Below are 26,744 nucleotides of genomic sequence, written 5' to 3'. Positions count from 1 at the left end.
ACGACATGACTGCCATCGCTCCCGGCGTCCGCGCGCCGGCCAATCCGTGGACCGCCGAAGCGCGGGCGATGCTGGCGCTTTCATGGCCGATGGTGCTCACCAATCTGGCCCAGATCGCCATGACAACCACCGACGTCATGATGATGGGGCGTTTGGGACCGGATGCCCTGGCAGCGGGGACGCTCGGTTATAATCTCTATTTTGCGCCGCTCATCTTCGGCCTCGGCCTGCTGCTTGCCACCTCCCCCATGATGGCGAGCGCGCTCGGACGCAAGCTTCACGCGGTGCGCGACGTGCGCCGCACCGTACGGCAGGGGCTCTGGCTGGCCATCGTCGTCTCCATTCCGATCTGGCTCCTGCTCTGGCAGTCCGAGCGGGTCCTTCTGTGGATGGGACAGGAGCCAGACCTCGCTGCCGTGGCCGGCAGCTATGTGCGTGCGCTTCAATGGGCGGCTCTGCCCTTTTTCGGCTATATCGTCCTGCGTTCGTTCATTTCGGCGCTGGAACGCCCGGGATGGGCGCTCACCATCATGTTCATCATGGTGGCCTTCAACGTGCTGGCCAACTGGTGCCTGATGTTCGGCAATCTCGGCTTTCCGGCACTTGGTGTGCCCGGATCCGGCATCGCCACCACGCTTTCAAGTCTTTTGATGTTTCTCGGTCTCGCACTGGTCGTTTCCATCGAACGCCAGTTCCGCCGCTACCAGCTTTTTGGCCGCTTCTGGCGCTCCGACTGGCCGCGCTTCTTCGAGCTGATCCGCCTCGGTCTGCCAATTGCCGGAGCGATGACGTTCGAGGTCACGATCTTCAATGCCGCGGCCCTTCTGATGGGGCTGATCAGTGCGCCTGCATTGGCCGCCCACGCCATTGCCATCCAGATTTCCTCCATCACATTCATGGTGCCCATGGGGCTTGCGCAGGCGGCAACCGTCCGCGTTGGTCGTGCGTTCGGCGCGCAGAACCGGGACGCGATAACCCGCGCTGGCTGGACCGCTTTCGTCATGGGGGTTGGGTTCATGGCGCTGATGGCCGTCATCATGGTCACGCTTCCAGGACCATTGATCGGCGCTTTCATCGATCTAGATCTGGCCGAAAATGCCGACGTCATCGCCCTTGCCGTCACCTTCCTGGCTTTTGCCGGCCTGTTCCAGATATTTGATGGGGCGCAGGCGGTTGCTGCCGGCATGTTGCGTGGCCTGCACGACACGAAAGTGCCGATGATCTATTCGCTGTTCGGCTATTGGGGGCTTGGCATGACGTCGAGTGTGGTCCTCGCCTTTGTCCTCGGCATGGACGGGCCCGGCATCTGGATCGGCCTCGTAAGCGGCCTCGCCATCGTTTCGGTGCTGCTTTATGTGCGCTGGCTGAGGCGCGAGCGCCTCATGCCCTGGCTTCACCAGCCCCGTGCGGCTTGAATTTTCCGCGTTTGGCTTCGTCGATCAGCATATTCGCCACCTGCATGCGCATCATGGCATTCGCCCGCAGATGAGCAGGCACACGGTCGGGGTGATTGCGAAAGGCGAATTCCCGCCGCAACCGATCAAGGAGTTTCGGCTCGATGGCCTGGCTCAGACCGAGTTCACGGGCAATATCGTCGGGGTCGGTGGTCAGCGGTGGAGCCGGGGGCGGTTCTGCAATCTTGGTGTCTGGCTCGACCGGCTCCGCCGACTGGTGCTCGTCATACTCCACCTGCGCGCGCCGGTCGGTAAAGTTGATGCGGCCTGAGTGGAGTTCCTCCGCCACGGAAAGATAGTCGAGAGAATTGAGGCTCGCAGGCACACCGCCCGCATGCTCATTGTCTTCACTGATCAGTTCATCAAGCAATGCCGCAAAATCGCGGCCTCTCCCGATGGCCATGTCGCATCTCCCGCCGGTGCAAGAGCTCCAATCATCCAATCCGCACCAGGCGCACCCTTAGCGGCGGGCGGTTAAGAAAATGCATCTCTGCTCCACTCTATTTGAAACAGGCACAAAATGCACGACCCGCCCCTGAAGGTGATCACAATGTGGGCAATCTTCAAACGCTACTATCTGTGCGAATCGATGTTTCCCGCGTTACCCTGCAAGCCGTTTCGAGCCGAGGAGGCCCTGATGAAACCTGCTTTCGCCACCGTCGCATTCCTTGTTGCATTGCAAACGCCAGTCACTGCACAGGACGAACCCTATCTGGACGACCGTTCGACGCCGCAGGCCCTGTTGAGATCACTCTACAACGCGGTCAACCGCAAGGAATACGCCCGCGCCTACGACTATTTCGCAACGCCGCCCGCCGATACGCTCGAAGCCTATCAACAAGGCTATGCCGACACGGAACATGTCGAGCTTGCAATGGGAACAGCCACCTCCGAGGGCGCTGCCGGCAGCATTGTCTATTCACTGCCCGTGGCAATCCGTGCGCGGGCAAGCGGTGGCGACGAACGGGTTTTTGCGGGTTGCTATACGCTGCGCCTGTCAAACCCGTTGATCCAGGGAACACCTTACAATCCGCTTCATATCGAAAAGGCGGAAATGAAACCCGCTACCGGCGAACTCGCCAGCGTTCTGCCGCCCAGTTGCGGTGATGGCGCTCCGGATGAAACCGACGCCATTTTGGCCAGCGCAACGGCACTCTTCAAGTCTGTTTATGGCGCCAGCTGCCCCCAGGCATTCGAACAGGGACGCGACGAACAGGTAGAATCCTACACAATCGCCTTCAACTATTCGCATGAGAGTCTCGACACACCGAAACACGAGGCCAGGCTCTTCCGCTTCTATTGCGGGAGCGGCGCATATAACGAGATACACGCCTATATTCTGGCCGGTGAGGACGGCGAACTTGCCCCACTGCAATTCGCCACACCCGAAACGAGCGTTCAGTATGAGGACGATGATCCCGAGGGGAAGGTGGAGGACATCCGGACCATTGGCTATACTGCCGATAATACGCTTGTGAACTCGTCTTATGATGCTGATACGCTGACGCTCACCAGTTACAACAAATGGCGCGGCGTCGGCGACGCCTTTTCGTCAGGCACATGGATATTCCGCGAGGGTACCTTCACACTCGTCCGCTATGATGTTGATGCGTCGTATGATGGCGAGCAGGATCCCATCACCATTCTCGACTATCATACTGGACCCTGAAACCTTGCGTCATTGCTGCGCGAGCATCCAGTTCAGCGTTTCGCGCCAATCGGTCATGCGGATCGGCGTGCCATGGGTGCCGGTCTCGAAGCGCACGAAGCGCGCGGGATAACCCTTTGCCGATGAGAGGATTTTTCTAAAAAACGCTTCCTGCCGCTCGACCGGAAACACGCGGTCATTGCTGCCGTGACCGAAGAACACCGGCACACGGGCTGCAAAAGCCGGGCTCTTGAGAAACGCCTCATGCCACAGGGAGCCGAGCAGCAACAACCCGCCTAGCCGATCCACCATCGATGCATCTTCCGCCAGCCACCAGCACTGCACGCCGCCCATTGAGCCACATGCGACAAACACGGGCGCGCCCGGCGAAGCGGCCGCGTAATGGGAGATGAGCGCCGCGATCTGTTGCTTCCCACGTGCCTCGAAATCCGCGACATCAGGCGACAGATACAGCCCGCCGCTCTTCACCATCAGGTTCTTGATGCGGTTGAAATTGCCGCCGAAGGTGAAATCGTTCACACCCTGCCGTCGGTTGCCGCCCTGCCCATGCAGATAGATCACGATGGCGCTCGCGCCCCTGGTCTTCCCCACTGCAAAATATCGAACCGGCCCGGCTTCTGTCCGAAGTGAAAGCTCCTGCTGCGCGCTGCGCACACCAGTGGAGACATAGCGGCCCTCGACGCGGCGCTCCGGCACAGCATCGCGGCCATTGATGTCACGCATTTCCTGGTAGTCGACAACGCGGTAGGCGCCGCCATCACTTGTCCCAAGAAAAGCCGGATAGGCAAAGAGCCGGTCCTTGTGCGCAGCGAGTTCGAAAGCCTGCGTCGCTGTTACTCCACAAAACGCGAAAATGGAGAAAAAACAGAGGTTTGTAATGGAAATGAAACTCATTGATTCAACACGCCACCCGCTTTTTCCAGGGCCTCCGGCGTGTCCACGTCGATATGTGCCGCCGCACCCGTCTCCACATCGATCACCGAAACCAGCCCCTGTTCCACCACATGCCTTGCGCCCGTGTCGCCTTCAAGCCGCGCCACTTCGGCAAAGAGCACGCGTGGAAGGATCACCGGATTGCCGCGTTTGCCATTGTGGGTTGCCCGAACCACGGAATTGCCGCCCGCCTTCACAAACGCGTCCACGAGCCGGTTGAGATCCTCGCTTCCGATCTGCGGCATGTCCGCCAGCATGATAAGCGCACCAGCAGCCTCTTCCGGCAGTGCGGAAATGCCGGTTTTGAGAGAGGTCGACAGCCCCTCCTGATAGGCTCCGTTGATCGCAACGCGCAGACCAAGTCCGTCAAGCGCCGTCTTCACCCGCTCCGCCTCATGCCCGAGCACGGCCACAGCCCCTTTGATGTGGGCCTTCGCAAGTTCGGCTCCAGTCCGGCGCACCAGCGGCACGTCATTGAAACTGGCGAGGAGCTTGTTGTGGGCTCCCATCCGCCGCGACTGTCCAGCCGCCAGAAGCACGCCCCACACAGCCAACTCGCGCGACGGGGCTTTTCCTTCGCGCGGCTGAGGCCGCGTCGGAATTTCGGCGAGCAGCCCGCCGACCCCCATCCCGGCAATATCTGACGATAAAACGGCGATCCCGGCCATCAGCCGATCGAGTACCCAGTCGAAACCATTCGTTTTCGGGCTGCGCGCGCACCCGGGCGCACCGATCACCGGCTTGCCATCAATGGTGCCAATCACCAGGAGATTGCCCGGATCAACCGGCATGCCGACCCGCTCCACAGTCCCGCCGGCTTTGTGGATCGCAGCCGGGATCACGTCGTCCGCGTCACACACGGCCGATGCGCCGAAAACGAGCAGCATGTCGCTTTCATCCTTGAGCGCCGTGATGGCGCGCGCGACGGCGTCGGCCTCATGTGCAGGCCGCAGCTCGCGCGTGACATGGCTCCCCGAACGCGCCAGGCGCTCACCAGTGATCCGCGCCGTTTTGTCGAGTACGCTGTCTTTCAGGCCCGCCAGCGCCGTCTGCACCACGCCAACCGAATGCGGCCGGAACGGTGCAACGCGAAACACGTCCTCACGGATCTCGTCCACCGCCTCGTTCACCCTGCGAGCAGGGACGGCAAAGGGGATGATCTTCACCGTCGCCACCATGTGCCCTTCGGTCACCGGGCTGTAATCTGGCAGCGTGGCAAGCGTGATGGCCGGGTCAACGGCGTTCAGCCGGTCCACAGCCTCCTTGTCGACGATGAAGAGACCTGCCTTTTCAGCATAAAAGTTCACCCGCCCCGTGGAGGGAGGCCGCACGGCAATTCCGTCAACGGCAAGCCGTTTCGCCAGCCGTTCTGCCGCCTGATCCTCGTCCAGATCGTCAGGTTCGAGCTTGGCCGCAATCACGGTCGAAACACCTTCCGCCCGCAAAAGTGCAATGTCTTCTGCCGTCAGCCGGTGCGCCTTGCGCAGGCGCGTGCCGCCGGCCAGCGTCGAATGCGCAAGCACCGCCCCTTCTGCCTCATCTATGGCTAGTGGCCCGAACCTCACGTCGAAACGCTCCCGGCCTCAAGCCCGCGCGTCCGCAGCGCCCTGATAACCGCGCCGAGCACCGCCACGGCGATCTCGGCCGGCGTCGCTGCTCCGATATCGAGGCCGATGGGCGCATCGATCCGCTCCAGCGCGGCGCTGGCGACGCCCGCATCCATCAAACGCTCCACACGCCTGGCATGGGTCTTCCGGCTTCCCAGCGCACCGATGTAAAAACACTTCGCCTCGAAGGCTGCCTTCAAGGCCGGATCGTCGATTTTCGGGTCATGGGTGAGAGCTGCCAGTGCCGTATAGGCATCGAGCGGCTGGCGCGCCAGCGCTTCATCCGGCCATTCGGCGTGAAGCGCCACACCGGGAAACCGCTCCGGCGAGGCAAAGGCCGTGCGCGGGTCGATGATCGTCAGGTCAAACCCGGCAATCTTCGCCATCGGTGCCAGCGCCTGGCTGATATGCACCGCGCCGATCACCACGAGACGCGGCGCGGGCAGATGCACGTTGAGGAAAAAATTCCGACCGTCGACCTCCGCCACACCAGATTTTCCGGAACGGAAGACGCGCGCCACGGCCTCACCCAGGGCTCCCGCCACCGCATCGCCCTCGCAGATCACCCGGTCTCGTCCGTCGCCCAGATCCGTCAACAGGATCGCGGCCCTGCGGTCGCGCCGCAGCGCGTTCAGCTTCTTCAGCGAATGCGGATCCACTAGCCAAGCCTCTCCACATAAACCCTGATGCGTCCGCCGCAGGAAAGGCCCACCTCCCAGGCGGTCTCGTCGGCGACACCGAATTCCAGCATGCGCGCCTTGCCCTCGGCAAGCACATCTGCAGCTTCTGCGATCACCGCGCCTTCCACACAGCCGCCCGAAACCGAGCCCTCGAAACTGCCGTCCGCGTCGATCACGAGATGGCTGCCAACCGGACGCGGCGCAGAGCCCCAGGTTTCAACCACGGTGGCAATCGCCACATCGCGGCCGGCCTTCATCCATTCCTCCGCGATCATCAGCGGATCGCGCGCATGGTCTCTTTCAACAAGATCAGACATTGGCGTTTCTCCCGCCTTTCATATGGGCACGCTGGAAGTGCCGTGCCAAGTCCCCGCTGCTTGTCGGTGCCGTCAGCGCGGCCACGAGATCACCAAGCGCGTCGAGCGTGTGCACCGCGCGCAGCTCATCCACATATGGCAGCATGGCCCGCATGCCGCGTGCGCGCGGCTCGAACCCGTCAAACCCGAGCAAGGGGTTCAGCCAGATCAACCGCCGGCAGGATTTCGAAAGCCGCTCCATCTCGCGTGACAGAACCTCGATATGGTCGCGCTCCAGTCCGTCCGTGATCAAAAGCACGATGGCGCCCTGCCCCAGAACCCGGCGCGACCAGAGGCGGTTGAAGTCACCGAGCGCCGTGCCGATCCGTGTGCCACCCGACCAGTCGCGCACGGTGTCTGACGCCTCGTGCATCGCTTCGTCGGGATCACGCCGGCTAAGCGCACGCGTGATGTTGGTCAGACGCGTGCCGAAGGTGAAACTGTGAACGCGCCTGCGCTTCTCCGTCAGCGCATGCAAAAAATGCAGGAAAACACGCGAATACTGGCTCATCGAGCCCGAAATATCCACCAGCGCCACCAGCGGTGGGGCGGTCTCACGCGGTGAGCGGAATTTCGGAAGGATCAGGTCCCCGCCCGTGCGCAGGCTCGACCGCAGCATGGCGTGAGGGTCGATCCGCACGCCATGGGGATCGGGTCTGAAGCGGCGCGTCGCTATCCTGTCGAACGGCAGGGCAAGGTCGCGCATCGCAAGGCGGGCCTCCGCCAGCTCCGCAGCCGACATCTGCGCGAAATCCTTGCCGCGCAGCACCTCCATCGCCGTAAAGGAAAGGCGCGCATCCAGCTCGAATTCCGGGCGTTTCCTGATGATCGCGCGCCGTTCCTCCTCGAGCGCATCTTCCGCACGGCGGTCGCCGGCGCGCTTTTTCTCGCGCAGCACTTCCGCCTCCTCGCCATCCTCGCCGCCGTCCGCATCGTCGCGATCCTCGCGACGGGCCCAGTAAAGACGGAACACGGCATCGAACACTGCGTGGTCCTCGCGCCGTGAAATCATGGTCGAATGCAGCGTCCAGTAGAAATCGGAGCGATTCTCAATGCCGACCGAAAGCACGGCGCGCACCGCATCCATCACTGACGCAGGCCCGATCCTGAGACCGGCGCGGCGCAGCATCCGGGCAAAGCCGACAATGCGGTTTGCAAGCCGCGCGCCCTCGGGTTCTGGCAGGGCGTCTTTGGGCATTGCCGGGGCGGCGGCCATTCAGCCGACCCTCACCTCTTCCAGAACCCGCACGCCCTCGCCCTCCTCCATCCGTGCAATATCGTCCTGGTATTTCAGGAGAACGCCCATTGTGTCGGACACGGTTTCGGCATCGAGCGCCTCCTTGCCCAGCGCGGTCAGCGCTGTGGCCCAGTCGATCGTTTCGGCAACGCCGGGGGCCTTGAAGAGATCGAGCTCACGCAATTTCTGAACGAACACCACGACCTGTTTTGCGAGCGTCGCGTTGGCATTCGGCACCTTGCGGGCAAGAATATCGAGCTCGCGCTGCGCGTCCGGGTAATCGACCCAGTGGTATAGGCAGCGCCGCTTCAGCGCGTCGTGGATTTCGCGCGTGCGGTTGGTGGTGATGACGACAATCGGCGGTTCGGCAGCCTTTATCGTGCCCAGTTCCGGCACGCTCACCTGAAAGTCGGATAGCACTTCCAGAAGATAAGCCTCGAATGCCTCGTCGGCCCGGTCAAGCTCATCGATCAGAAAGACCGGCGGTCCGCCGGTGCTGCTCTCCAGCGCTTCCAGAACTGGACGCCGGATCAGGTATTTTTCAGAAAAAACACCGCTTTCCATTTCCGCGCGGTCATCAATGCCCGATGCCTCGGCCATGCGGATCTCGATCATCTGCGCGGCGTAGTTCCACTCATAGACGGCGGAGGAGACGTCGAGACCCTCATAACATTGCAGCCGGATGAGTTTACGGCCGAGCCGGTCGGCAAGCACCTTGGCGATCTCTGTCTTGCCGACACCCGCCTCGCCTTCCAGAAACAGCGGCCGCTGCATGGTCAGGCTGAGAAAAAGCACGGTGGCAAGCGAGCGGTCGGCCACATAGCCGCCCTCGGTCAGAAGCGCCAGTGTTTCATCGATGGATTGCGGCAGGCCGCGGGTGCTCGATTGGGCCATCATTCCCCCAAAGTGTTTCCCGGATGGAGCTCAGGATCGAGAAGCTACAATACCCGGTAGCCGCGTTCATGATAGAGGAGCGGGCTGGATTTTTCGCCGATGCTGAGACCGGCAACCCGGCCGAAATAGACCCGGTGCGTGCCCAGTTCCACGGTCTCGACCACGTGGCAGTCGAAAACAGCCAGCGCGTCGGGAAGTGTGGGCGCGCCGGTGGCGATCGTTTCCCAATTCGCAAGAGCAAAGCGATCTTCGGGCGAAAGCCCGGTTAGTCCAGAGAATGCGTTGGAGAGATCCTGATGGTCCGCCGTCAATGTGTTGAGTGCGAACACACCATTCTTCACAAAGCTGTCATTGTTCGGGTTTTCGCGATTGAGGCAAACCAGCACCGTGGGTGGATTGTCGGAAACCGAACAGGCTGCAATGGCCGTCACGCCGCGCCTGCCAGCCGGCCCATCGGTGGTGACCACATGAACGGCGCCGGCAAAACGTGCCATGGCATCGCGATAGTGGCGTGGCTCGATCTCGTTGGTCTTAAGCACAGTCAACTCTTTTCAACTCTCATGCGCGATATAGGGTCGGTGGAGAGCCATACCAAGGCGCACCGATACCCGACAGTGCAAAAAGCAGAAAAAGCGGTACGCCAGCCGAACACTTCAGGCACGAGACTATTACCAGAAGTGCTTTATGACACAGTTATTTACCAGTTCAGCAGCTTTGCGGTTAAGTTCTGATGCCGGCGGGCTGATTCCCATGCTACTGCGTGACCGTCAAACGGGTAACTGAACCACGATATGCGTCGCTTCGCCATTTTCATCTTTTGCAGCCTCGCTGCCTTCAGTCAGCCTGCCGCCCATGCGCAGGAGCCGCTCGTGGGGCTGGCCGCGCCATTGACCGAGAATTTTGAGCTGCTTGGACAGCAGATGCGTGACGGAGCGCGTGTGGCGGCTCAGTCCACCGGTGCGCAGATCGTTGAAGCCGATACGCAGTGCAGCACTGAAGGTGGGCAGGCCGCGGCCCGCTCACTCATCGATCAGAAAGTGTCAGTGGTGGTGGGCTTTCTGTGTACAGACGCCATCGACGCAGCTCTCCCTCTCCTGGCGGAAGCCGGCATTCCCGTCATAACGCCCGGGGTGCGCACCTCAGCCCTGACCGATCAGCGCGAGCGCACAGGCTGGCCGATTTTTCGTACGGCACCGCGAGCTGATGCGGAGCGCGATGCCGTGGCTCGTCTACTCCTGCCCCGCTGGCGTGATGCCTTCTTTGCCGTTGTGGACGATGGGACGATCTATGGGCGCGAACTGGCGGAAAACCTGCGCGCCACTGCCGAGCTGCAGGAACTCAAGCCCGTCTTCCTCGATACGTTCCGCCCGCAGCTCGACAACCAGATCGCACTGGCCGGCCGCCTGAAACGCTCGGGCGCGACCCATGTATTCGTGGGTGGTGATCGCAGCGATATTGCCATTCTGGCTCGCGACGCAGCGGGCATGGAGTACGATCTGGTCATTGCCGGCGGCGAAGCGTTGCGCGCGGAGGAAAGCGCCATACCGCTTGCGGAGGGAACGCTGATGATTGGTCTGCCGCGGTGGGCCGATATTGCCACCGAGACCGCCAGAAGCGCCCTCGATGATGCAGGCATCGTTCCCGACGGATACGTTTTGCCTGCCTTTGCAGCCACCGAACTTGCCGTCGCCGCGCTTCGTGCCGGGTCCGGCCCCATCGTCCAGGCACTCCAGTCCGGCACGTTCCAGACAGCGCTCGGACCTTATTCCTTCGATGAGAAGGGCGATCTGGAGCAACCCCTTTACCGGCTGTTCCTCTTTGACGGGCAGACGTTTGAGGAGGTTGAGTGATGTGGCGCAAGGGGCCCCGCAACCTGATCACCGATGTGGCGGGGCTCACGGTCGGCAATCACACCGACCAGCGCGTCAAATCCGGTGTCACGACAATTTTGTGCGAAACACCTGCGACGGCAGGTGTTCAGGTTCTTGGCGGCGCACCGGGGACACGCGAAACCGATGCGCTGGAGCCGCATAACCTGGTCGACGGGGTGGACGCCATCACACTGTCGGGCGGTTCGGCCTTCGGCATCGATGCGGCGGCAGGCGTTCAGGCGGCGCTGCGCGAGATGGGCCGGGGTTTTGAAATTCTGGGTTTTCGCGTGCCCATCGTGCCCGGCGCCATCCTCTTCGACCTGCCGAATGGTGGCGACAAGGACTGGGGTCGTTTCTCCCCCTACCGGGATTTCGGCTTTTCGGCCGCCATGGCCGCATCACGGGATTTCGAGATTGGCACGGCTGGTGCTGGCACCGGCGCAACCACGGCCACGCTTAAAGGCGGCCTCGGCTCTGCTTCCACCTTGCTTGAAAATGGCATCACTGTCGGTGCGCTCGTTGCCGTGAATGCGGTGGGCTCCGTCACCGTGGGCGACACACCGCACTTCTGGGCCGCCCCCTTTGAACTCGATGACGAGTTTGGCGGTCTCGGCCTGCCTCATCCAATGCCGGCGGATGCTTCCGCCGTCACCACCAAGATGCGCACGGCGGCGCGCGGCAATACAACCATTGCAGTCATCGCCACCGATGCAAAGCTCGACAAACCTGCCGCAAAACGTCTCGCCATCGCTGCTCATGACGGTTTCGCGCGCGCCATCTGGCCGGCGCACACACCGGTCGACGGTGACCTTGTCTTTGCGCTATCGACCGGCCGCAGCGAAACGCCCCTTGACCTTGAAGCCGTGATCGATCTCAACGCCGCTGCCGCAGCAACTATGGCACGAGCCATTGCCAGGGGCGTTTTCGCGGCGAAACCGGACAAAAGTGATATATTTCCCACTTGGGCGGAAAAATCTGTCGTAGGGCAGTGAGACCAGCATTCAGCCGAAAGGAATTTCATCATGAAGCACTTTCTCATGGCACTGTGCGCCGCCACACTTCTTGCCACCTCATCTTCGGCTCATGCGGGAGATACGGCCTCGGTCGAGGTCCTCGGCTTTTCAGCGGACGGTGCCACATTCGCCTTCGAGGAATTCGGCATTCAGGACGGATCCGGCTTCCCCTACGCAAATCGCTATTACATCGACACCGCCAATGACAGTTTCCTCCCCGGCACACCCATCCGCGTGACCCTTGAGCAGGATGGTGCTGGCATTTCCGATGCACGCGCTCTGGCAAGAACGCAGGCTCAATCCGTCATTGCCGACACCATACTTGCTGAAAATCGTGGTTTCACTGCGGGTTGGAACGCCGTGACGGAGCAATCCGCAGATCCTTTCCGGATGGCCGTCAATCCGCGTCCGGTTTTTCCCGCCATCGACAGCCCTCTTGAATTCCGCCTGGCTGAACTGCCCATGCCGGACGGAGCAGAATGTTATGGTTTTGGCGAACCGGCCGGCTTCCGCCTCACCCGCATTGCCACAGAGGCCGGGGCTGAAACCGTGCTTGTGCATGAAGACAGTGCGATCCCACAGAGCCGCGGTTGCCCTCTCGGTTATGCAATCAGCGGCATCCAGACCTTCTATCCGGACGGTGGCACACCGGTCTTCGCAGTGATGATTGCCGTGCGCAAAGTGGGCTTTGAAGGGCCTGACCATCGATTTATCGCCGTTACCGGTCGGCTTTAGACGCTGATGTTCGGCGGCGACGAAAGCCTGGTTTCTCCGTGAGGCGGTGTCTGGTCAGACTCCGGCAGGCGCTGCCGTCGCCGATACTGGCATTGAAGGGCGCACTCGTCTGGGGCGTGCTCATGGGCGTCAACATGCTCGTGTTCCTGTGGTCACGCGGATGGCAGACATTGCCGCAAGTGACGGCGCTGACCTTCATCTTTGCGCTTGGTGCGGCTCTCGCTTTTCCTCTCGGCCACACTTTTCAGGCGCTTCTTGCACGCAGATCCGAACCGGAAACTCGCTTCGCTGCCGCGTTTGTCTCCTTCGCGGCCGCCACCATCTGCATCACAGCAGCGCTGTACGCGTTGCAGTATCGTGCCTATTACGCTCAGTGGCACGGTGATCCCTTTTCGATCCGGTGGATACTTCATTTCGTTTTCACCACTGCGGGTGCTGTCTATCAATTTGCCGTCATAGGGCTTCGCGTCTATTTTCCCTGGGGATTGGCTGCACTTTTTGCCCTCTCCTACCTCTATGCCGCCAAGCCGCGTTGAGGAAATCGCGCAGCTCTGCTAGTCAGGCGCCGACCCCACTTTCATGGAAGGCAAGGCACGCATGATCCCGCGCTATTCGCGGCCGGAAATGGCCGCCATCTGGTCGCCCGAGACCAAGTTCCGCATCTGGTTCGAAATCGAGGCCCATGCCGCAGACGCGATGGCTGAACTCGGCATTGTCCCGAAAGAGGCTGCCAGGACCATCTGGGACAAGGCCGGCAACGCCACATTCGACATCGACCGGATCGACGAGATCGAGCGCGAGACGAAGCACGACGTCATCGCCTTCCTGACACATCTGGCGGAGATTGTCGGGCCCGAGGCCCGCTTCGTGCATCAGGGCATGACCTCTTCCGACGTGCTCGACACCTGTCTTAGCGTCCAGCTCGTGCGCGCCACCGACATCCTGCTCGACGATCTCGACAAATTGCTCGCGGCTTTGAAGAAACGCGCCTTCGAACACAAGGATACCGTTACCATCGGCCGCAGCCACGGCATCCATGCCGAGCCGACCACATTCGGCGTCAAACTGGCGCAGGCCTATGCCGAGTTCGAGCGTTGCCGCACCCGCCTCGTCAATGCGCGTGAGGAGATTGCCACCTGCGCCATTTCAGGCGCCGTCGGCACTTTCGCCAACATCGACCCGAGCGTCGAGGCACATGTGGCAGAGAAAATGGGCCTGAAGCCGGAGCCCGTCTCCACACAGGTTATCCCGCGCGACCGTCACGCCATGTATTTTGCCACCCTCGCGGTGATTGCCTCTTCGATCGAGCGTCTTTCGGTCGAGGTCCGGCATCTGCAGCGCACCGAGGTGCTGGAAGCGGAGGAGTATTTCTCGCCGGGCCAGAAGGGCTCGTCAGCCATGCCGCACAAGCGCAACCCTGTGCTCTCGGAAAACCTGACCGGTCTTGCCCGCATGGTGCGCGCCTATGCCATGCCCGCCATGGAAAACGTGGCGCTCTGGCACGAGCGCGACATCTCGCACTCCTCGGTGGAGCGCATGATCGGCCCGGACGCCACCGTCACGCTCGATTTCGCGCTGATGCGTCTCACCGGCATGATGGAAAAGCTGGTGGTCTATCCCGAAGCGATGGAGAAAAACCTCAACAAGTTCCGTGGCCTTGTCCATTCGCAGCGTGTGCTTCTGGCGCTCACCCAGGCAGGTGTGTCGCGCGAGGATGCCTATCGGCTGGTGCAGCGCAACGCCATGAAAGTCTGGGAAGAAGGCGCCGATTTCCTTGAGGAACTTCTGGGCGACAAGGACGTTCGCGCCGCACTCTCGGAAGAAGACATCCGCGAGAAATTCGACCTCGGCTACCACACCAAACATGTGAACACGATCTTCGAGCGGGTTTTCGGCGAAAGCTGATCTTTCCGCCCTGAACGCAAGAACGCCGGCGCGTCACCCGATACGCCGGCGCTTTATTGTGTGGAACGCTGGGAGCTCGATCAGCTCGCCGGTGAAACGCGGATCACCGTGCCCCAGGGATCCGCAAACTCCATGCCCGCCGTCGCAGTCCTGCTCTTCAGTTCCAGCCAGGAAAGTCCTGCGCGGTGGGGATTGCGTTTTCCTGCCCCGGCGCTGCGCCAGCTGTTCGCGCCGATATGGTGGTGGTAGCCACCTGTTGCCAGAAACACGGCCTGCGATCCGTAGCGGGTCATCGTCTCAAAGCCCTGTGCCTCGTGCCACCAGGCCTCCGCCGTCTTCGGGTCGCCCACGCGCAGATGCACATGGCCGATGACGGTGTTCTCCGGCGCGCCCTGCCAGCCTTTATCCCCCGCGGGCAACGTGGACAGCAGGCTGGAAAAATCGAGCCGTTCCGTTGCCATTGCAATGCCGTCTTCGTTTTTTGTCCAGCTTTCGGGGTCGCGGTCGGCATAAATCTCGATACCGTTGCCTTCAGGGTCCGAAAGATAGAGGGCTTCGCTCACCAGATGGTCTGAAGCCCCTTCGATCTGCATGTTCCGGTCACGCGCAAAAAGCGCCCAGCGCGCCAGATCGGTGCGGTCGGGTAGCAGGAATGCCGTGTGAAAGAGCCCGGCCTCACGCGGGTTGTCCGGTTCGGCAAAGCGGTCCTCGGCGATCTCCAGCAGCGTGCGACCACCCGCCCCCAGCGCAATCGCGCCATCGTTGCTTTCCATTTCCTGAAAGCCCAGGATATCGGCATAGAATGCGGCCAATGCCCGCGCATCGCGTGCTCTCAGGCCCACGCGACCGATGCTCACCGGGGTGGTTGCAGCGAAGGGAAACCCGTCCATGGCTATATCTCCAATAATGCGGCAGCCGGCCGTTTCGACGGGCCACCTCGCGTTTCCCTGAAACTGGCGTGTCATACCCGGGCGCACAAGCATGTGTCGGGAGAACACTTCGTTCACAATTTCAACACCAATTATGAATTATCGTTCGAGACAATTCAAAATCGTGCTTCCAATTGGCGAACGCTTGCATGCAACCGTTACGATGGCTACATGGCCGGCCATGAAAGCTTCCGATGCAGACATCCTCATCATCCCCGGTTACACCAATTCGGGACCCGATCACTGGCAGACGCGGTGGCAATCCCGCCTGTCCACGGCGCGACGTGTCGAACAGGAAGCCTGGTCGAAACCAGTGCGCGAAGACTGGGTCGCCAATGTCGCAAAAGCCGTCAATGAAGCGGAGAAGCCGGTTGTTCTGGTCGCACATTCGCTGGGTGTCGCCACCGCCGTGCAGGCAATTCCTGAATTTACAAAACCCGTCGCCGGCGCGTTCTTTGTAGCACCGCCGGACGTGGCCAACAGCAGGATCAGGCCGAAACACCTGATGACGTTCGGCCCCTATCCGCGCGACCCGCTACCCTTCCCGTCCATCACCATCGCCAGCCGAAACGACCATTTCTGCGCGTTTGACGTCGCAGAGGATATTGCCGCGGCGTGGGGGTCGCTTTTTCTGGATGCAGGCGAATCCGGCCATATCAACGCCGAATCGGGATTTGGCCCGTGGCCGGAAGGCTCCATGACCTTCGCCAAATTCCTGCAGCAGCTCTGAACGCCTTCAGTTTTGAACGGAATCGCGGGCGGCCTGAAGCATGGCCGGCGCGCCCTGAGCCATATACGCCGCTTCCGATCCCATGGCGAACAATCTGAAACCCATGGCGTAGAAACGCCCGACAAGGCGCGGATCGACCACGTAAATGGCTGCGTGTTTACCGAGAGCCCGGGCCTTTTGAGCAATGGACGCAATCGCGGGCATCATCTCTTCAAGAGCCGGATCAACCGTCCTGCCGTTCGTCCAGGCGATGGAGAAATCCGACGGGCCAACCAGAACACCGTCAATACCCTCCACTTCAAGAATGTCGTCAAGCGCGGCAAGCGCTTGCCGGGTCTCGATCATGGCGAAGGCGACCGTGCCCGCATTGGCCGTCTCAAGCCAGGCCTGACCGTCAGACGCGCCTTCACGGGGCATTGCGAAACTAGGCCCCCAGGATCGGAGCCCGACGGGCGGATATTTCATCGCCGCTGCGAATGCACGAGCATCGTCGACCGAGTTTACCATCGGCGCGATCACCGCCTCCGCGCCCATGTCGAGCGCACGGCTTGCCATGTCGAAACGCCCTACCGGGATACGCACCAGAGGATGTCTGTCATTCAGCCGGATGGCGCCAATTCCGCGCAGCACGCTGTCTTCATGGTGCCCGCCATGCTGCATATCGAGCGTGACGGCACCGAAGTCGAGGCCAGCAAGGAGCTCGACAGTCTGCGAATCGGGAATGGAAGACCAGGCGGAGAAAACGCTCTCGCCTGCTTCAAGCCGGGCGGCCAGTGACGGTGTTGACACGGGCCTACTCGCTGTTCTTGACCTGCTCGATCGCCGTGGCGAGCAATTCGTCCATCGTGCGGCGAATCTGGTGATCCGACTGCTGAACGCCTGCCGCATCGAAATCCTTGCGCACCTTGCGGAACACGTCGTCATCGCCGGCTTCCTCGAAATCGGCATTCACGACTTCGCGTGCGTACGCTTCGGCATCGTCACCGCTTTTGCCCAGGAGATCGGCCGCCCACAGGCCGAGCAACTTGTTGCGGCGCGCCATGGCCTTGAATTTCTGGGTCTCGTCGTGAACGAACTTGTTCTCGAACGCGTCTTCACGGTCTTTCATATTGGCCATTTCGCAAATCCTCCGGCTCGGGCATCGTCTGGCGATGCGGAAACATCTGATTGGGAAGCAGAAACCAGAAGCCCCGTCCCGGGTCAATACGCTCGTTTGGCGCATCCGTTCTTTGCCGGTGGGGCACAAACTCGTTGGCTATCACAAATGGCAATTGTGGTATGAGTGGGTTTGCGCTAGAGACCGCGTGAAACGATGCATCCATGAAACTGCCGCATTGCGGAACTTCCGCGCGAAGTTTCCCTGTCTAGGCAACGGACCAGGAAAAGCCATGAACCGTCGTCGCCGCATTTATGAGGGCAAGGCCAAAATTCTTTATGAAGGCCCCGAGCCCGGCACCTTGATCCAGTTCTTCAAGGACGACGCCACAGCCTTCAACAAGAAGAAGCACGAGATTGTCGATGGCAAGGGCGTGCTCAACAACCGGATCTCGGAGTATATTTTCGAGCATCTGAACCGGATCGGCATCCCGACTCACTTCATTCGCCGGCTCAACATGCGTGAGCAGCTGATCAAGGAAGTGGAGATCATTCCGCTCGAGATCGTTGTGCGCAATGTCGCTGCCGGCTCGCTCGCCAAGCGGCTGGGCATCGAAGAAGGCACCGTTCTGCCCCGTTCGATCATCGAGTTCTACTACAAGGCCGATGCGCTGGACGATCCAATGGTCTCTGAAGAGCACATCACCGCGTTCGGCTGGGCAAGTCCTCAGGAAATCGACGACATGATGGCGCTCGCCATTCGCGTCAATGATTTCCTCACTGGCCTTTTCCTCGGAGTCGGCATCCAGCTCGTCGACTTCAAGATGGAATGCGGGCGTCTGTGGGAAAACGAGATGATGCGCGTCATCGTGGCCGACGAAATCTCTCCCGATTCCTGTCGCCTGTGGGACACCACCACGCAGGACAAGATGGACAAGGACCGTTTCCGTCGCGATATGGGCGGGCTCGTGGAAGCCTATCAGGAAGTGGCCCGTCGTCTCGGCATCATGAACGAGAACGAGCCGCCGCGCGGCAACGGCCCTGTCCTCGTATCCTCCAAAGACAACAAGACACGCCATTAGGCGTGGCAGGAAATTCAGGGAGTATCAAAGTGATCAAGGCCCGCGTCACCGTGACGTTGAAGAACGGCGTTCTGGACCCCCAGGGAAAAGCCATTGAAGGCGCACTCGATGCGCTTGGTTTCCCCGGTGTCGGCTCGGTGCGCCAGGGCAAGGTCTTTGATCTGGAGCTTGAGGGTTCCGACAAGGCCAAGGCCGAGAGCGACCTCAGCGCCATGTGCGAAAAGCTTCTGGCGAACACCGTGATTGAGGACTACACTGTCTCAGTTACCTGAGGTTGTGGAGAAAGACCGTCATGGGCGACGTCACCAATGCGCTGCTTTATGAGGCTCTCAAGAGCATGCAGGGTCGCCTGGACAAATTCGAAGCCGTTCAATCGGAGATCCGTCAGGAGCTGGTCTCCATCCAGGGGCATATGATTGCGATCCAGCAGGACACCCGCAATATCCACGGTATGCTCGAACGCCATGACGACAGCATAGAACGCCGCCTCGAACTCCGTGAAATGCCCGAAGGCCCGCAGAAACCATACGATCCCAGCCCAAGCGATCAGACCCCATGAAATCAGCCATCATCCAGCTTCCCGGCCTCAATCGCGACCGCGACATGATCGCCGCGCTTACCAAGATTTCCGGAAAGGCGCCGATCACCGTCTGGCAGACGGAGACCGAGCTTCCAGATGTCGACCTCGTGGTCATTCCGGGCGGCTTCTCCTATGGCGACTATCTGCGCTGTGGCGCAATCGCCGCCCGCATGCCGGTCATGCAGGCCGTGGCCGAGAAGGCCCGCAAGGGCGTGCTCGTCATGGGTGTGTGCAATGGTTTTCAGGTTCTCGTCGAAATGGGCCTCCTGCCCGGCGCACTGATGCGTAACGCCTCGTTGAAGTTCGTGTGCCGCGAGGTGAAGCTCGAAGTCACCAACGCCAGCACGCCCTTCACGCGAGGTTATCAGCAGGGCCAGATCATCCGCTGCCCGGTCGCCCACCACGATGGAAACTATTTCGCGGACGCCGAGACGCTGAAGCGGATCGAGGACGAAGGCCAGGTTGCCTTCCGTTACGCCGAGGGCACCAATCCCAACGGCTCGGTGAACGACATTGCCGGCATTGTCAGCGACAGCGGCAATGTGCTTGGCATGATGCCTCACCCCGAAAACCTGATCGAAGCCGCCCATGGCGGCGATGACGGCCGCGCGCTCTTCGCCAGCGTCCTTGGAAAGGCCGCCTGATGGGCCGCGCCGGACATTCCGGTTCAGATCCGCAAAACCCGGTACGTCGTGCCACCTGTGCGGCACTGATGACAGCGCTGCTTCTTCTGTCGGCATGCCAGACCGAACCTATGGGTGGCGCACTCAATCTCGAGGTCGATGCCTCCACTCCCGTAGCCGCTCTTCAGAAGATCAACAGCAATGGCGCAAAATGCTGGATGCGCTCCGGGGATCGTCGCTTCCGTAATCTCCACATGATTCCGGAGCTGGATACCCGGGTGGGGCGACCGCGGCTGTTGATCATGCGCAGCAAGAACCAGCAGGGGCTGCCCTTGCTGGTCATTGAAGCTTCCGGATCCCCGACGACAATTTCGACCTATGGACCGCTGGCGTCGACGCAGACCGGCGCCCGGATCAACGCCGATATCATGCGCTGGTCGGGCGGAACAACCGGTTGCTGAGCCAGGAAAACCACGCAATTGAGTTTCGAACGCCGTTTTGATGACGTTTGCAGTTTGACGATGGGCTCGCTACGGTGACCGTATTGGACGATGCAGGTGCTCTGGTCGCGCTTGCGTCCAGCCAGCGATTTGTAAGGAACCCCTGTGGATTCTCGCGCTGATGCTTTAGACTTAAACTTTAAATTTAGATTCTCATACTAATGCAAGCGCTCGCAAACGGCCCAGGGGAACCCGCATGACGAAAATCCTGAACATCGCCGGCTTCGTAGTCGGCTTGCTTGCGCTTGTCGTGCAATTCGCTCTGACCATCCCGGCTTCCATGGAAGCAGGGCGCAGTCTCGTCGGGTCGGTCTTCCACTACTTTTCGTATTTCACCATTCTGACAAATGTTTTGGTGGTTCTCGTCCACCTGGCTGCCTTTTCGGGTGTTCCGCGCTTCTTCACGCAGGCCTGGGTTCGCGCCGGAGTCGCGGTATCGATCCTTCTGGTCGGTATCGTCTATTGGCAGCTTCTGTCCGGGATCTGGCAGCCAGAGGGCCTTTTCCTTGTGTGCGATGTCGCGCTTCACTACGTCGCGCCGGTGCTCTATCTCATCTGGTGGCTGGTGGCCGGTACGGATGGCAGCCTTTCCTGGCGCCACCTCCCCCTTTGGCTCGCCTATCCGCTTCTCTATGTCACCTATGTCCTGGTTCGCGCTCCGATCGCGGGGGAAGTACCCTATTACTTTCTGGATGCACGGTTGAATGGATGGCCCAGTGTGCTCTTTTATCTAGCCGCCATTCTGGTCACTTTTGCCTTCCTTGGGCGTATTGCAATGCTGGCGGACCGCCTTATCGCAAGCGGAAAGCCCTCTCGCGCCAACGCCTCCGTATAGAAGCAGGCCAGCGCGCCCAAACCTCACAAACTCCCGGCTGCGAAATGCTCTGGGCAAGAGCCTGAGCCAATGGATTGACTGCGCCCATCGTTATGGCGATGACGAAACCAGCCTGATCATTCCCAGAACGACCGGAGACCTTCCCGACGGGCCTCTTCTCGCGAGACACCTATATCGCGCAATTGTTCGTCCGTGAGGTCGAGCAGAGCCAGCCTGCTGCGGCGCTTGTCAAACAGGGCTTCAATCCGTGCTACAGCGGAGCGCAGACCAGGTCTGAATGACTTCTTCGCTGGCTCCGGCGCCTCCGACCTGCATCCCTGATCAATTGTTTTGATTGCATCCATTGCATCACTCCTTCTACTGGAATGGAGCGATTGAACCTATGCATTGACTCCAATATGGGTGCAATATAGATAATTGTCACCATGACAAATTGGCTCCCAAACCTTCAGCGCGGATCCGGCCCGCTTTATGTGCGTCTCGCAGACCAGATCGAACGCGATATCGAGAATGGTACGCTCACGCCCGGAACCAAGCTGCCGCCACAGCGCAATCTTGCTTATGACGTTGGCGTTACGATTGGCACGGTAAGCCGGGCCTATTCTCTGGTTCGCCAGCGCGGGCTGGTTTCAGGAGAGGTCGGTCGCGGCACCTATGTGCTTGAGCGCATACGCACCGTCCGTCCGGATGGTGTGCAGGCACAGCCATTCGGCGGAACACGCAGCCCACTGCCAGAGCCGGGGAAGACCCGCATGGATTCCACTGCCGCGCCCAATGTTGGCCAGGCTGAAGTCCTGACGAGGATTGCAGAACGGATCGCCCGCGATTATCCGGCGGATGTGGCCAGCTACACGCGCACACTCCCCACGCGCTGGCTTGAAGCCGGCAGCCAGTGGCTTGCGCGCGGCGATTGGAACCCGCAGCCGGAAACCATTGTCCCCACGCTCGGCGGACATGCCGGCATTCTGGCAACCATTGCAGCCATGACCGTGCCGGGTGACCGGATCGCCTTCGAGGAATACACCTATTCGCATGTCGCCCGTAGCGCCACGGTGATAGGCCGCCGTCTGCTTTCGGTCGCCATCGACGAGGAGGGCATGGTGCCAGAGGATTTCGAGCGGGTTTGCGCCCAGCAACACCCCCGTCTGGTGTTTCTGGTTCCTTCGCTACACAATCCAACACTGTCGATCATGCCCGAAGCGCGCCGGCAGGCCATTGTGGATATCGCCAGGACGCACAATGTCTGGCTGATCGAGGACAATATTTACGGCGCGCTTCTCGACAAGTCGCCGCCTCTTTTCGCTTCCCTGGCGCCGGAGCGCACGTTTCATGTGGGGAGCCTGTCCAAGTCCATTGCTGCGGGCGTGCGCGGCGGCTGGATCGCCAGCCCCCTGCCCTATGTCTCGCGTGTGCTTACTGCGCACAAAATGATCACCGGCGGCATACCTTTTCTGCTTGCCGAACTCGCAGCCCAGCTCGTGCTTTCGGGAGAAGCCCGAAGCATTCACGCCCGCGTGCGTGCGGAGATCGCGGCCCGAGAGGCAATTGCCGCCTCCGTCTTTGCAGGAAAGGACTTCACTTCTCATCCGGATGCGCCATTTGTGTGGCTGAGACTGCCCGAGCCATGGCTGTCGAGCACCTTCAAACAGGCGGCAATGGAGGAGGATGTCCTGGTTGATGACGAAGACGAGTTCAAGGTGGGGCGGACCGGCAGCCCCCTGCACCGTGTCCGCATTGCCTTCACCGTACCCGAGAGCCGGGAGACCGTGACACGGGGGCTGAGGAAGCTCAGAAGCCTTCTCGACAATCCGATCAGCGGGTTTGACAATTACGGTTGATGAAAACCGGCAAAGGGAAGTGGATTATCCCGGCACAATACTGTAACGCAGGCCCCAGATAGCCTCAGACAGCTAAAGCAACCCTTTGCAGGGACCATGCCGACCACATGACCATTCCCAATCACATCCCCATCACCGAAGATCTCATCGCCGCCCACGGCCTCAAGCCCGACGAGTATCAGCGCATCCTCGATCTGATAGGTCGTGAACCGAGCTTCACGGAGCTCGGCATTTTCTCCGCCATGTGGAACGAACACTGTTCCTACAAGAGCTCGAAAAAATGGCTGCGTACGCTCCCCACTTCGGGCCCGCAGGTCATTCAGGGCCCTGGCGAAAATGCCGGCGTGGTCGATATCGGAGACGGCCAGTGCGTGGTCTTCAAGATGGAGAGCCACAACCACCCCTCCTATATCGAGCCCTATCAGGGCGCGGCCACCGGCGTCGGCGGCATTCTGCGCGATGTCTTCACCATGGGCGCGCGCCCGGTCGCGGCCATGAATGCGCTGCGCTTCGGTGCACCCGATCATCCCAAGACGAAGCATCTTGTGGCCGGTGTGGTTTCGGGCATTGGCGGCTACGGCAATTCCTTCGGCGTTCCCACGGTCGGTGGCGAGGTCAATTTCGATGCCCGCTACAATGGCAACATTCTGGTCAATGCCTTTGCAGCCGGCATCGCCGAAACCAACGCGATCTTCTACTCGAAGGCCGAAGGTGTTGGCCTGCCCGTCGTCTATCTCGGCGCCAAGACAGGACGTGATGGCGTCGGCGGGGCGACGATGGCGTCTGCCGAGTTCGATGAGGGCATCGACGAAAAACGGCCCACCGTTCAGGTCGGCGATCCTTTCACCGAAAAATGCCTGCTCGAAGCCTGCCTCGAACTAATGGCCACCGGCGCCGTCATCGCCATTCAGGACATGGGCGCAGCGGGGCTAACCTGCTCGGCCGTGGAGATGGGTGCGAAAGGCGATCTCGGCATCGAGCTCGACCTCGACAGGGTTCCCGTGCGCGAAGAACGCATGAGCGCCTACGAAATGATGCTCTCGGAAAGCCAGGAGCGCATGCTCATGGTGCTCCAGCCCGAAAAACGCGACGAGGCCGAGGCCATCTTCCGCAAATGGGGGCTGGATTTCGCCATTGTCGGCAAGACGACCGATGATCTGCGTTTCCGCATCATGCATCAGGGCGAGGAAGTGGCCAATCTCCCCATCAAGGAGCTTGGCGACGAGGCACCCGAATATGACCGCCCGTGGGTCGAGCCGAAGCAGAAAGCACCGCTCGCAGGGCCGGTGCCGGTAGCCGACATCGCAGAAAGCCTGCTCAAGCTTCTCAATTCGCCCGATCTCTCCTCCCGGCGCTGGGTGTGGGAACAGTATGACACGCTCATTCAGGGCAATTCGCTGCACCTCCCCGGTGGGGATGCCGGCGTTGTCCGCGTGGACGGACAGGAGAAAAAGGCCCTCGCCTTCTCGTCTGATGTCACACCGCGCTATTGCGAGGCCGACCCTTACGAAGGCGGCAAGCAGGCCGTGGCCGAGTGCTGGCGCAACATCACCGCCACCGGTGCCGAACCGCTCGCCTCCACCGACAATCTCAATTTCGGCAATCCCGAAAAGCCGGAGATCATGGGCCAGCTCGTCCACGCCATCAAGGGCATCGGCGAGGCCTGCACCGCGCTTGGCTTCCCGATCGTGTCGGGCAATGTCTCGCTCTACAACGAAACACTCGGCGAGGCGATCCCACCGACCCCGACCATTGCGGGCGTCGGCCTTATCCCGGACTGGCAAAAGGCAAGCCGCGCCGCCTTCTCCGCGAAAGGCGAAGCGATCGTTCTCATCGGCGCGCCGGAAGGCTGGGGCTCGCATCTTGGCCAGTCGGTCTATCTGCGTGATATTCATGGCCGTGCCGAAGGCCCGCCTCCCCCGGTCGACCTCGTCCACGAGAAGCGTACCGGCGATCTCGTGCGCGGCCTCATCCGTTCCGGCGCGTTGACCGCCACCCACGACTGTTCGGATGGTGGTCTTGCCGTTGCGCTGGCAGAGATGGCCATCGCCTCTGGCATCGGCGCCACCATCGAAACGCCCGAAAATCCGATTGCCGCCTTTTTCGGCGAGGATCAGGGTCGGTATGTCGCGACGACCGCAAACGTCGACGAGGTCCTGTCAGCCGCCAGAACGGCGGGCGTTGCGGCCGTGGTCATCGGCAGGACCGGTGGCGATGCGCTCACGCTGGGTGAAGCGTCACCTGTCGCGGTCACAACCCTGAAAGAGGCGCACGAGGCCTGGTTCCCACACTTCATGGACGGGGCCTGACAAGAGTCTGTCAGCGCGTCTCCGCTCCTGTTAGATTCAGGCAAAGTTCGGCCGGAGGCGCGCCGATGTACGACTGGAACGATCTGAAGTATCTCCTGGCTGTGATACGTGCCGGGTCCACCGCTGCCGCCGCCCGATCGCTGGGCGTCAGCCAGACCACGGTCGCACGCCGGCTTGATGCTCTGGAGCACGCCCTCTCCACCCCGTTGTTCGAGCGGATGCCGGAAGGTTTTCGGCCTACGAAACTGGCAATGGACCTTCTGCCTCTCGCCGAGCGGATCGAAGAGAGAGCCTCCCGGCTTTCCGATCTCGCCAGCGCCCACGCCCGTCATTCGCGTCAGGTTTTGAGGGTTTCAACCACCCCACTGCTTGCCGCCCATCTCCTGCCAGACCTTCTGGCGCACTACAGGCACGAGGTGTCTGAGATGACGGTCGAGATCGATACCAGCAACAATCCCTCCGACCTCGTTCACGGGGAAGCCGACCTGGCCTTGCGTCTTGGCACATTGCCCCAGAACCCGGAGATCATCCGGTCACGTGTAGGGATCAGCCACTGGACACTTTATGCAAGCCGCGATTTCGTGAAGACCCATGGCATCCCGGCTTCGCCCGAAGCGCTCATCGCCTGCCCACTGGCTGTCGGGGAAGGAGCACTCACCCGTATTCTCCCCCTGCAACGCCTTTCCGAGCTGCTTTCCTCACACCCGCCTGCCTATCGCTGCGACAGTCCGGAAGCCCTGATTGCGCTGGTCAGGGCCGGGCTTGCAGCCGCGCCTCTGCCGGTCTGGCTGGCGGCCCGGGACGAGACCCTCGTGCCTCTGCCTGTATCGGCCTGCAATGTCGCTGCGCCGATCTGGATGTTGTGCCACGAACGAAACCGGCATGTTCGCCACATTGAAGCCTTTCGCAAGGTGGCGACGCTTCGTCTCCGCGCGATGCGCCGCCAGTTTTCCGAACCGGAGAAAGCCCTTGATCAGGCAGCCCCTTCCTTGGATTTTACAGGCCCCGCCGCAACGGGAAACCCCAGCTGACGCGCTTGCGCAGCCGCGTCGCGCGCACCCCAGCGCTTCTGGACCTGATTGTTCCCGATCTCGAACCATTCCATGGCCACCAGTTCATAGCTGTTGCCCGTAGGGGCGTCGAAATCGAGGAACGGCGCGGTCCAGCGTCCCGTTTCGCGAAAACGGACGGCAGCCCGGTCCTTCTCCACCACGCAGTCCTCAATCACCAGTTTCATGTTGAGTGCCCCATGAAGCTGCCGCCAGATGGAGGCGGCAAACTCGAAGGCCCCCGTTCCGGTTACACCCTGAATTTCGCAGTCAGGGGCGAAGATCTGTCTCAAACGCTCGATGTCACCGCGGTTCATGGCATCCACATATGCGTCGATGACATCTCTTACGACCTGTTCCTTGCTCGCTACTGTCATGTCTGTTCCTTTGAAAAACCGCCCGTTCGGCGGCGCATCCTCATGCGTCTGATCGGGTGGACGCTTCAACGGAACTTGCCGCAGCCCCCTTCTGCAAATCTGTGGCCCAGTCCTGGCAATTCGTCCCGCTCGATTGACCTTGTCGGCGCCAGACGCCATATCTCGATTGAGAACATTTCAGGAGGCACTGCATCCATGGCCATGAACGCCGCCGACATTGAACGCCTGATCAAGGAAGGCATCCCTGACGCTCAGGTCACGATCCGCGATTTGGCAGGAGACGGGGACCACTACGCAGCGGAAGTGGTGGCGGAGAGCTTCAGAGGCAAGTCCCGCGTGCAGCAGCATCAGATGGTCTACAATGCCCTGAAGGGCAATATGGGCGGAGCTCTTCATGCACTCGCCCTGCAAACCAGTGCCCCGGATTGAGCGAGAAAAAAGTT

At 61.0% G+C, this 26,744-nt stretch carries 31 protein-coding genes; 18 read left to right on the top strand and 13 right to left on the bottom strand.

The features are described 5' to 3' along the window. The first annotated feature begins 5 nt into the window (after nucleotides 1-5). Entirely contained in the window at nucleotides 6-1,415 is a 1,410-nt protein-coding gene (locus HF949_RS11195) for an MATE family efflux transporter (protein ID WP_292895236.1), read from the top strand. Here the strand turns inward: HF949_RS11195 and HF949_RS11190 are convergent. Continuing rightward, the gene (locus HF949_RS11190) at nucleotides 1,381-1,857 is read right to left on the bottom strand and encodes a hypothetical protein (protein WP_292895233.1); all 477 of its coding nucleotides are present in this window, start codon (nucleotides 1,855-1,857) and stop codon (nucleotides 1,381-1,383) included. The two genes, HF949_RS11195 and HF949_RS11190, sit on opposite strands and share 35 nt — an antisense overlap. Nucleotides 1,858-2,091: 234 nt before the next feature. Between HF949_RS11190 and HF949_RS11185 the strand changes: the two genes are divergently transcribed. Then, nucleotides 2,092-3,123 (top strand): DUF1176 domain-containing protein, encoded by a 1,032-nt coding sequence (locus HF949_RS11185; RefSeq protein ID WP_292895230.1) that lies wholly within the window; start codon nucleotides 2,092-2,094, stop codon nucleotides 3,121-3,123. A gap of 9 nt (nucleotides 3,124-3,132) precedes the next feature. Here the strand turns inward: HF949_RS11185 and HF949_RS11180 are convergent, their stop codons facing one another. From HF949_RS11180 to HF949_RS11150, 7 genes are read right to left on the bottom strand one after another with little or no spacing between them, the layout of a single operon-like run. After that, nucleotides 3,133-4,017 (bottom strand): alpha/beta hydrolase, encoded by an 885-nt coding sequence (locus HF949_RS11180; protein WP_292895227.1) that lies wholly within the window; start codon nucleotides 4,015-4,017, stop codon nucleotides 3,133-3,135. Beyond that, on the bottom strand, nucleotides 4,014-5,621 hold the full coding sequence (locus HF949_RS11175; RefSeq protein ID WP_292895224.1) for a molybdopterin-binding/glycosyltransferase family 2 protein: 1,608 nt from the start codon (nucleotides 5,619-5,621) through the stop codon (nucleotides 4,014-4,016). The genes HF949_RS11180 and HF949_RS11175 overlap by 4 nt, the downstream gene beginning before the upstream one ends. Further along, a complete protein-coding gene (locus tag HF949_RS11170) occupies nucleotides 5,618-6,322 on the bottom strand; it encodes an XdhC family protein (RefSeq protein ID WP_292895221.1) in 705 nt (234 codons plus the stop codon). The genes HF949_RS11175 and HF949_RS11170 overlap by 4 nt, the downstream gene beginning before the upstream one ends. Further along, a complete protein-coding gene (locus HF949_RS11165; RefSeq protein WP_292895218.1) occupies nucleotides 6,322-6,660 on the bottom strand; it encodes an XdhC family protein in 339 nt (112 codons plus the stop codon). The genes HF949_RS11170 and HF949_RS11165 overlap by 1 nt, the downstream gene beginning before the upstream one ends. Then, entirely contained in the window at nucleotides 6,653-7,915 is a 1,263-nt protein-coding gene (locus HF949_RS11160; RefSeq protein WP_292895215.1) for a vWA domain-containing protein, read from the bottom strand. The genes HF949_RS11165 and HF949_RS11160 overlap by 8 nt, the downstream gene beginning before the upstream one ends. Further along, complete coding sequence (locus HF949_RS11155; RefSeq protein WP_441338364.1) at nucleotides 7,916-8,833, bottom strand: AAA family ATPase; 918 nt, start codon at nucleotides 8,831-8,833, stop codon at nucleotides 7,916-7,918. Between the two features lie 41 nt (nucleotides 8,834-8,874). Further along, nucleotides 8,875-9,369 (bottom strand): flavin reductase, encoded by a 495-nt coding sequence (locus HF949_RS11150; protein ID WP_292895212.1) that lies wholly within the window; start codon nucleotides 9,367-9,369, stop codon nucleotides 8,875-8,877. A gap of 252 nt (nucleotides 9,370-9,621) precedes the next feature. On the opposite strand from HF949_RS11150, the gene HF949_RS11145 reads away from it, so the two are divergent. The 5 genes from HF949_RS11145 (at nucleotide 9,622) to purB (ending at nucleotide 14,354) form a co-directional block, all read left to right on the top strand. Next, nucleotides 9,622-10,680 (top strand): branched-chain amino acid ABC transporter substrate-binding protein, encoded by a 1,059-nt coding sequence (locus tag HF949_RS11145; protein ID WP_292895209.1) that lies wholly within the window; start codon nucleotides 9,622-9,624, stop codon nucleotides 10,678-10,680. Next, complete coding sequence (locus tag HF949_RS11140) at nucleotides 10,680-11,693, top strand: P1 family peptidase (protein ID WP_292895206.1); 1,014 nt, start codon at nucleotides 10,680-10,682, stop codon at nucleotides 11,691-11,693. The genes HF949_RS11145 and HF949_RS11140 overlap by 1 nt, the downstream gene beginning before the upstream one ends. A 30-nt stretch (nucleotides 11,694-11,723) precedes the next feature. Next, nucleotides 11,724-12,449 carry a DUF2259 domain-containing protein gene (locus HF949_RS11135; RefSeq protein WP_292895203.1) on the top strand — a complete coding sequence of 242 codons (726 nt, stop codon included), beginning with the start codon at nucleotides 11,724-11,726 and terminating at the stop codon, nucleotides 12,447-12,449. A gap of 38 nt (nucleotides 12,450-12,487) precedes the next feature. Further along, complete coding sequence (locus HF949_RS11130; RefSeq protein ID WP_292895200.1) at nucleotides 12,488-12,985, top strand: hypothetical protein; 498 nt, start codon at nucleotides 12,488-12,490, stop codon at nucleotides 12,983-12,985. A gap of 61 nt (nucleotides 12,986-13,046) precedes the next feature. Beyond that, entirely contained in the window at nucleotides 13,047-14,354 is a 1,308-nt protein-coding gene (purB, locus tag HF949_RS11125) for an adenylosuccinate lyase (RefSeq protein ID WP_292900131.1), read from the top strand. A gap of 80 nt (nucleotides 14,355-14,434) precedes the next feature. Here purB and HF949_RS11120 read toward each other — a convergent pair whose 3' ends face one another. Next, nucleotides 14,435-15,244: a VOC family protein gene (locus HF949_RS11120; protein ID WP_292895197.1), complete on the bottom strand. Its 810-nt coding sequence runs from the start codon at nucleotides 15,242-15,244 to the stop codon at nucleotides 14,435-14,437. A gap of 220 nt (nucleotides 15,245-15,464) precedes the next feature. Here HF949_RS11120 and HF949_RS11115 point away from each other — a divergent pair, with 220 nt between their 5' ends. Continuing rightward, nucleotides 15,465-16,013, top strand: a complete 549-nt coding sequence (locus HF949_RS11115) for an RBBP9/YdeN family alpha/beta hydrolase (protein WP_292900130.1) — start codon at nucleotides 15,465-15,467, stop codon at nucleotides 16,011-16,013. Nucleotides 16,014-16,019: 6 nt separating this feature from the next. Here HF949_RS11115 and HF949_RS11110 read toward each other — a convergent pair whose 3' ends face one another. Continuing rightward, entirely contained in the window at nucleotides 16,020-16,802 is a 783-nt protein-coding gene (locus tag HF949_RS11110) for an HpcH/HpaI aldolase family protein (protein ID WP_292895194.1), read from the bottom strand. A gap of 4 nt (nucleotides 16,803-16,806) precedes the next feature. Continuing rightward, nucleotides 16,807-17,130, bottom strand: coding sequence for a DUF1476 domain-containing protein (locus HF949_RS11105; protein ID WP_292895191.1), 324 nt, complete (start codon nucleotides 17,128-17,130; stop codon nucleotides 16,807-16,809). A gap of 271 nt (nucleotides 17,131-17,401) precedes the next feature. On the opposite strand from HF949_RS11105, the gene purC reads away from it, so the two are divergent. The 6 genes from purC (at nucleotide 17,402) to HF949_RS11075 (ending at nucleotide 20,728) form a co-directional block, all read left to right on the top strand. Further along, entirely contained in the window at nucleotides 17,402-18,190 is a 789-nt protein-coding gene (purC, locus tag HF949_RS11100) for a phosphoribosylaminoimidazolesuccinocarboxamide synthase (protein ID WP_223020479.1), read from the top strand. A gap of 29 nt (nucleotides 18,191-18,219) precedes the next feature. Next, a complete protein-coding gene (purS, locus tag HF949_RS11095) occupies nucleotides 18,220-18,462 on the top strand; it encodes a phosphoribosylformylglycinamidine synthase subunit PurS (protein ID WP_292895185.1) in 243 nt (80 codons plus the stop codon). Nucleotides 18,463-18,482: 20 nt separating this feature from the next. Beyond that, complete coding sequence (locus HF949_RS11090; protein WP_292895182.1) at nucleotides 18,483-18,749, top strand: hypothetical protein; 267 nt, start codon at nucleotides 18,483-18,485, stop codon at nucleotides 18,747-18,749. After that, a complete protein-coding gene (gene purQ, locus HF949_RS11085) occupies nucleotides 18,746-19,414 on the top strand; it encodes a phosphoribosylformylglycinamidine synthase subunit PurQ (protein WP_292895179.1) in 669 nt (222 codons plus the stop codon). Before HF949_RS11090 ends, purQ begins: the two co-directional genes overlap by 4 nt. Continuing rightward, complete coding sequence (locus tag HF949_RS11080) at nucleotides 19,414-19,854, top strand: hypothetical protein (protein ID WP_292895177.1); 441 nt, start codon at nucleotides 19,414-19,416, stop codon at nucleotides 19,852-19,854. Before purQ ends, HF949_RS11080 begins: the two co-directional genes overlap by 1 nt. A 235-nt stretch (nucleotides 19,855-20,089) precedes the next feature. Beyond that, a complete protein-coding gene (locus HF949_RS11075) occupies nucleotides 20,090-20,728 on the top strand; it encodes a Pr6Pr family membrane protein (RefSeq protein WP_292895174.1) in 639 nt (212 codons plus the stop codon). Nucleotides 20,729-20,844: 116 nt separating this feature from the next. Here the strand turns inward: HF949_RS11075 and HF949_RS11070 are convergent, their stop codons facing one another. After that, on the bottom strand, nucleotides 20,845-21,072 hold the full coding sequence (locus HF949_RS11070) for a DUF1127 domain-containing protein (RefSeq protein WP_404933195.1): 228 nt from the start codon (nucleotides 21,070-21,072) through the stop codon (nucleotides 20,845-20,847). An 81-nt stretch (nucleotides 21,073-21,153) separates the two neighbouring features. Between HF949_RS11070 and HF949_RS11065 the strand changes: the two genes are divergently transcribed. The 3 genes from HF949_RS11065 (at nucleotide 21,154) to HF949_RS11055 (ending at nucleotide 25,906) form a co-directional block, all read left to right on the top strand. After that, nucleotides 21,154-22,566, top strand: coding sequence for an aminotransferase-like domain-containing protein (locus HF949_RS11065; protein ID WP_292895171.1), 1,413 nt, complete (start codon nucleotides 21,154-21,156; stop codon nucleotides 22,564-22,566). Nucleotides 22,567-22,673: 107 nt separating this feature from the next. After that, a complete protein-coding gene (purL, locus tag HF949_RS11060; RefSeq protein ID WP_292895168.1) occupies nucleotides 22,674-24,875 on the top strand; it encodes a phosphoribosylformylglycinamidine synthase subunit PurL in 2,202 nt (733 codons plus the stop codon). Between the two features lie 65 nt (nucleotides 24,876-24,940). After that, a complete protein-coding gene (locus HF949_RS11055) occupies nucleotides 24,941-25,906 on the top strand; it encodes a LysR family transcriptional regulator (RefSeq protein ID WP_292895165.1) in 966 nt (321 codons plus the stop codon). Here HF949_RS11055 and HF949_RS11050 read toward each other — a convergent pair. Beyond that, complete coding sequence (locus HF949_RS11050; RefSeq protein ID WP_292895162.1) at nucleotides 25,849-26,301, bottom strand: ester cyclase; 453 nt, start codon at nucleotides 26,299-26,301, stop codon at nucleotides 25,849-25,851. The two genes, HF949_RS11055 and HF949_RS11050, sit on opposite strands and share 58 nt — an antisense overlap. Nucleotides 26,302-26,496: 195 nt before the next feature. Here HF949_RS11050 and HF949_RS11045 point away from each other — a divergent pair, with 195 nt between their 5' ends. After that, nucleotides 26,497-26,730 (top strand): BolA family protein, encoded by a 234-nt coding sequence (locus HF949_RS11045; RefSeq protein WP_025031168.1) that lies wholly within the window; start codon nucleotides 26,497-26,499, stop codon nucleotides 26,728-26,730. Nucleotides 26,731-26,744: the final 14 nt, after the last annotated feature.

It is taken from the genome of Nitratireductor sp. (assembly GCF_017794765.1).
Classification (GTDB): Bacteria; Pseudomonadota; Alphaproteobacteria; order Rhizobiales; family Rhizobiaceae; genus Nitratireductor.
This window is presented reverse-complemented; position numbering and strand designations above follow the sequence as displayed.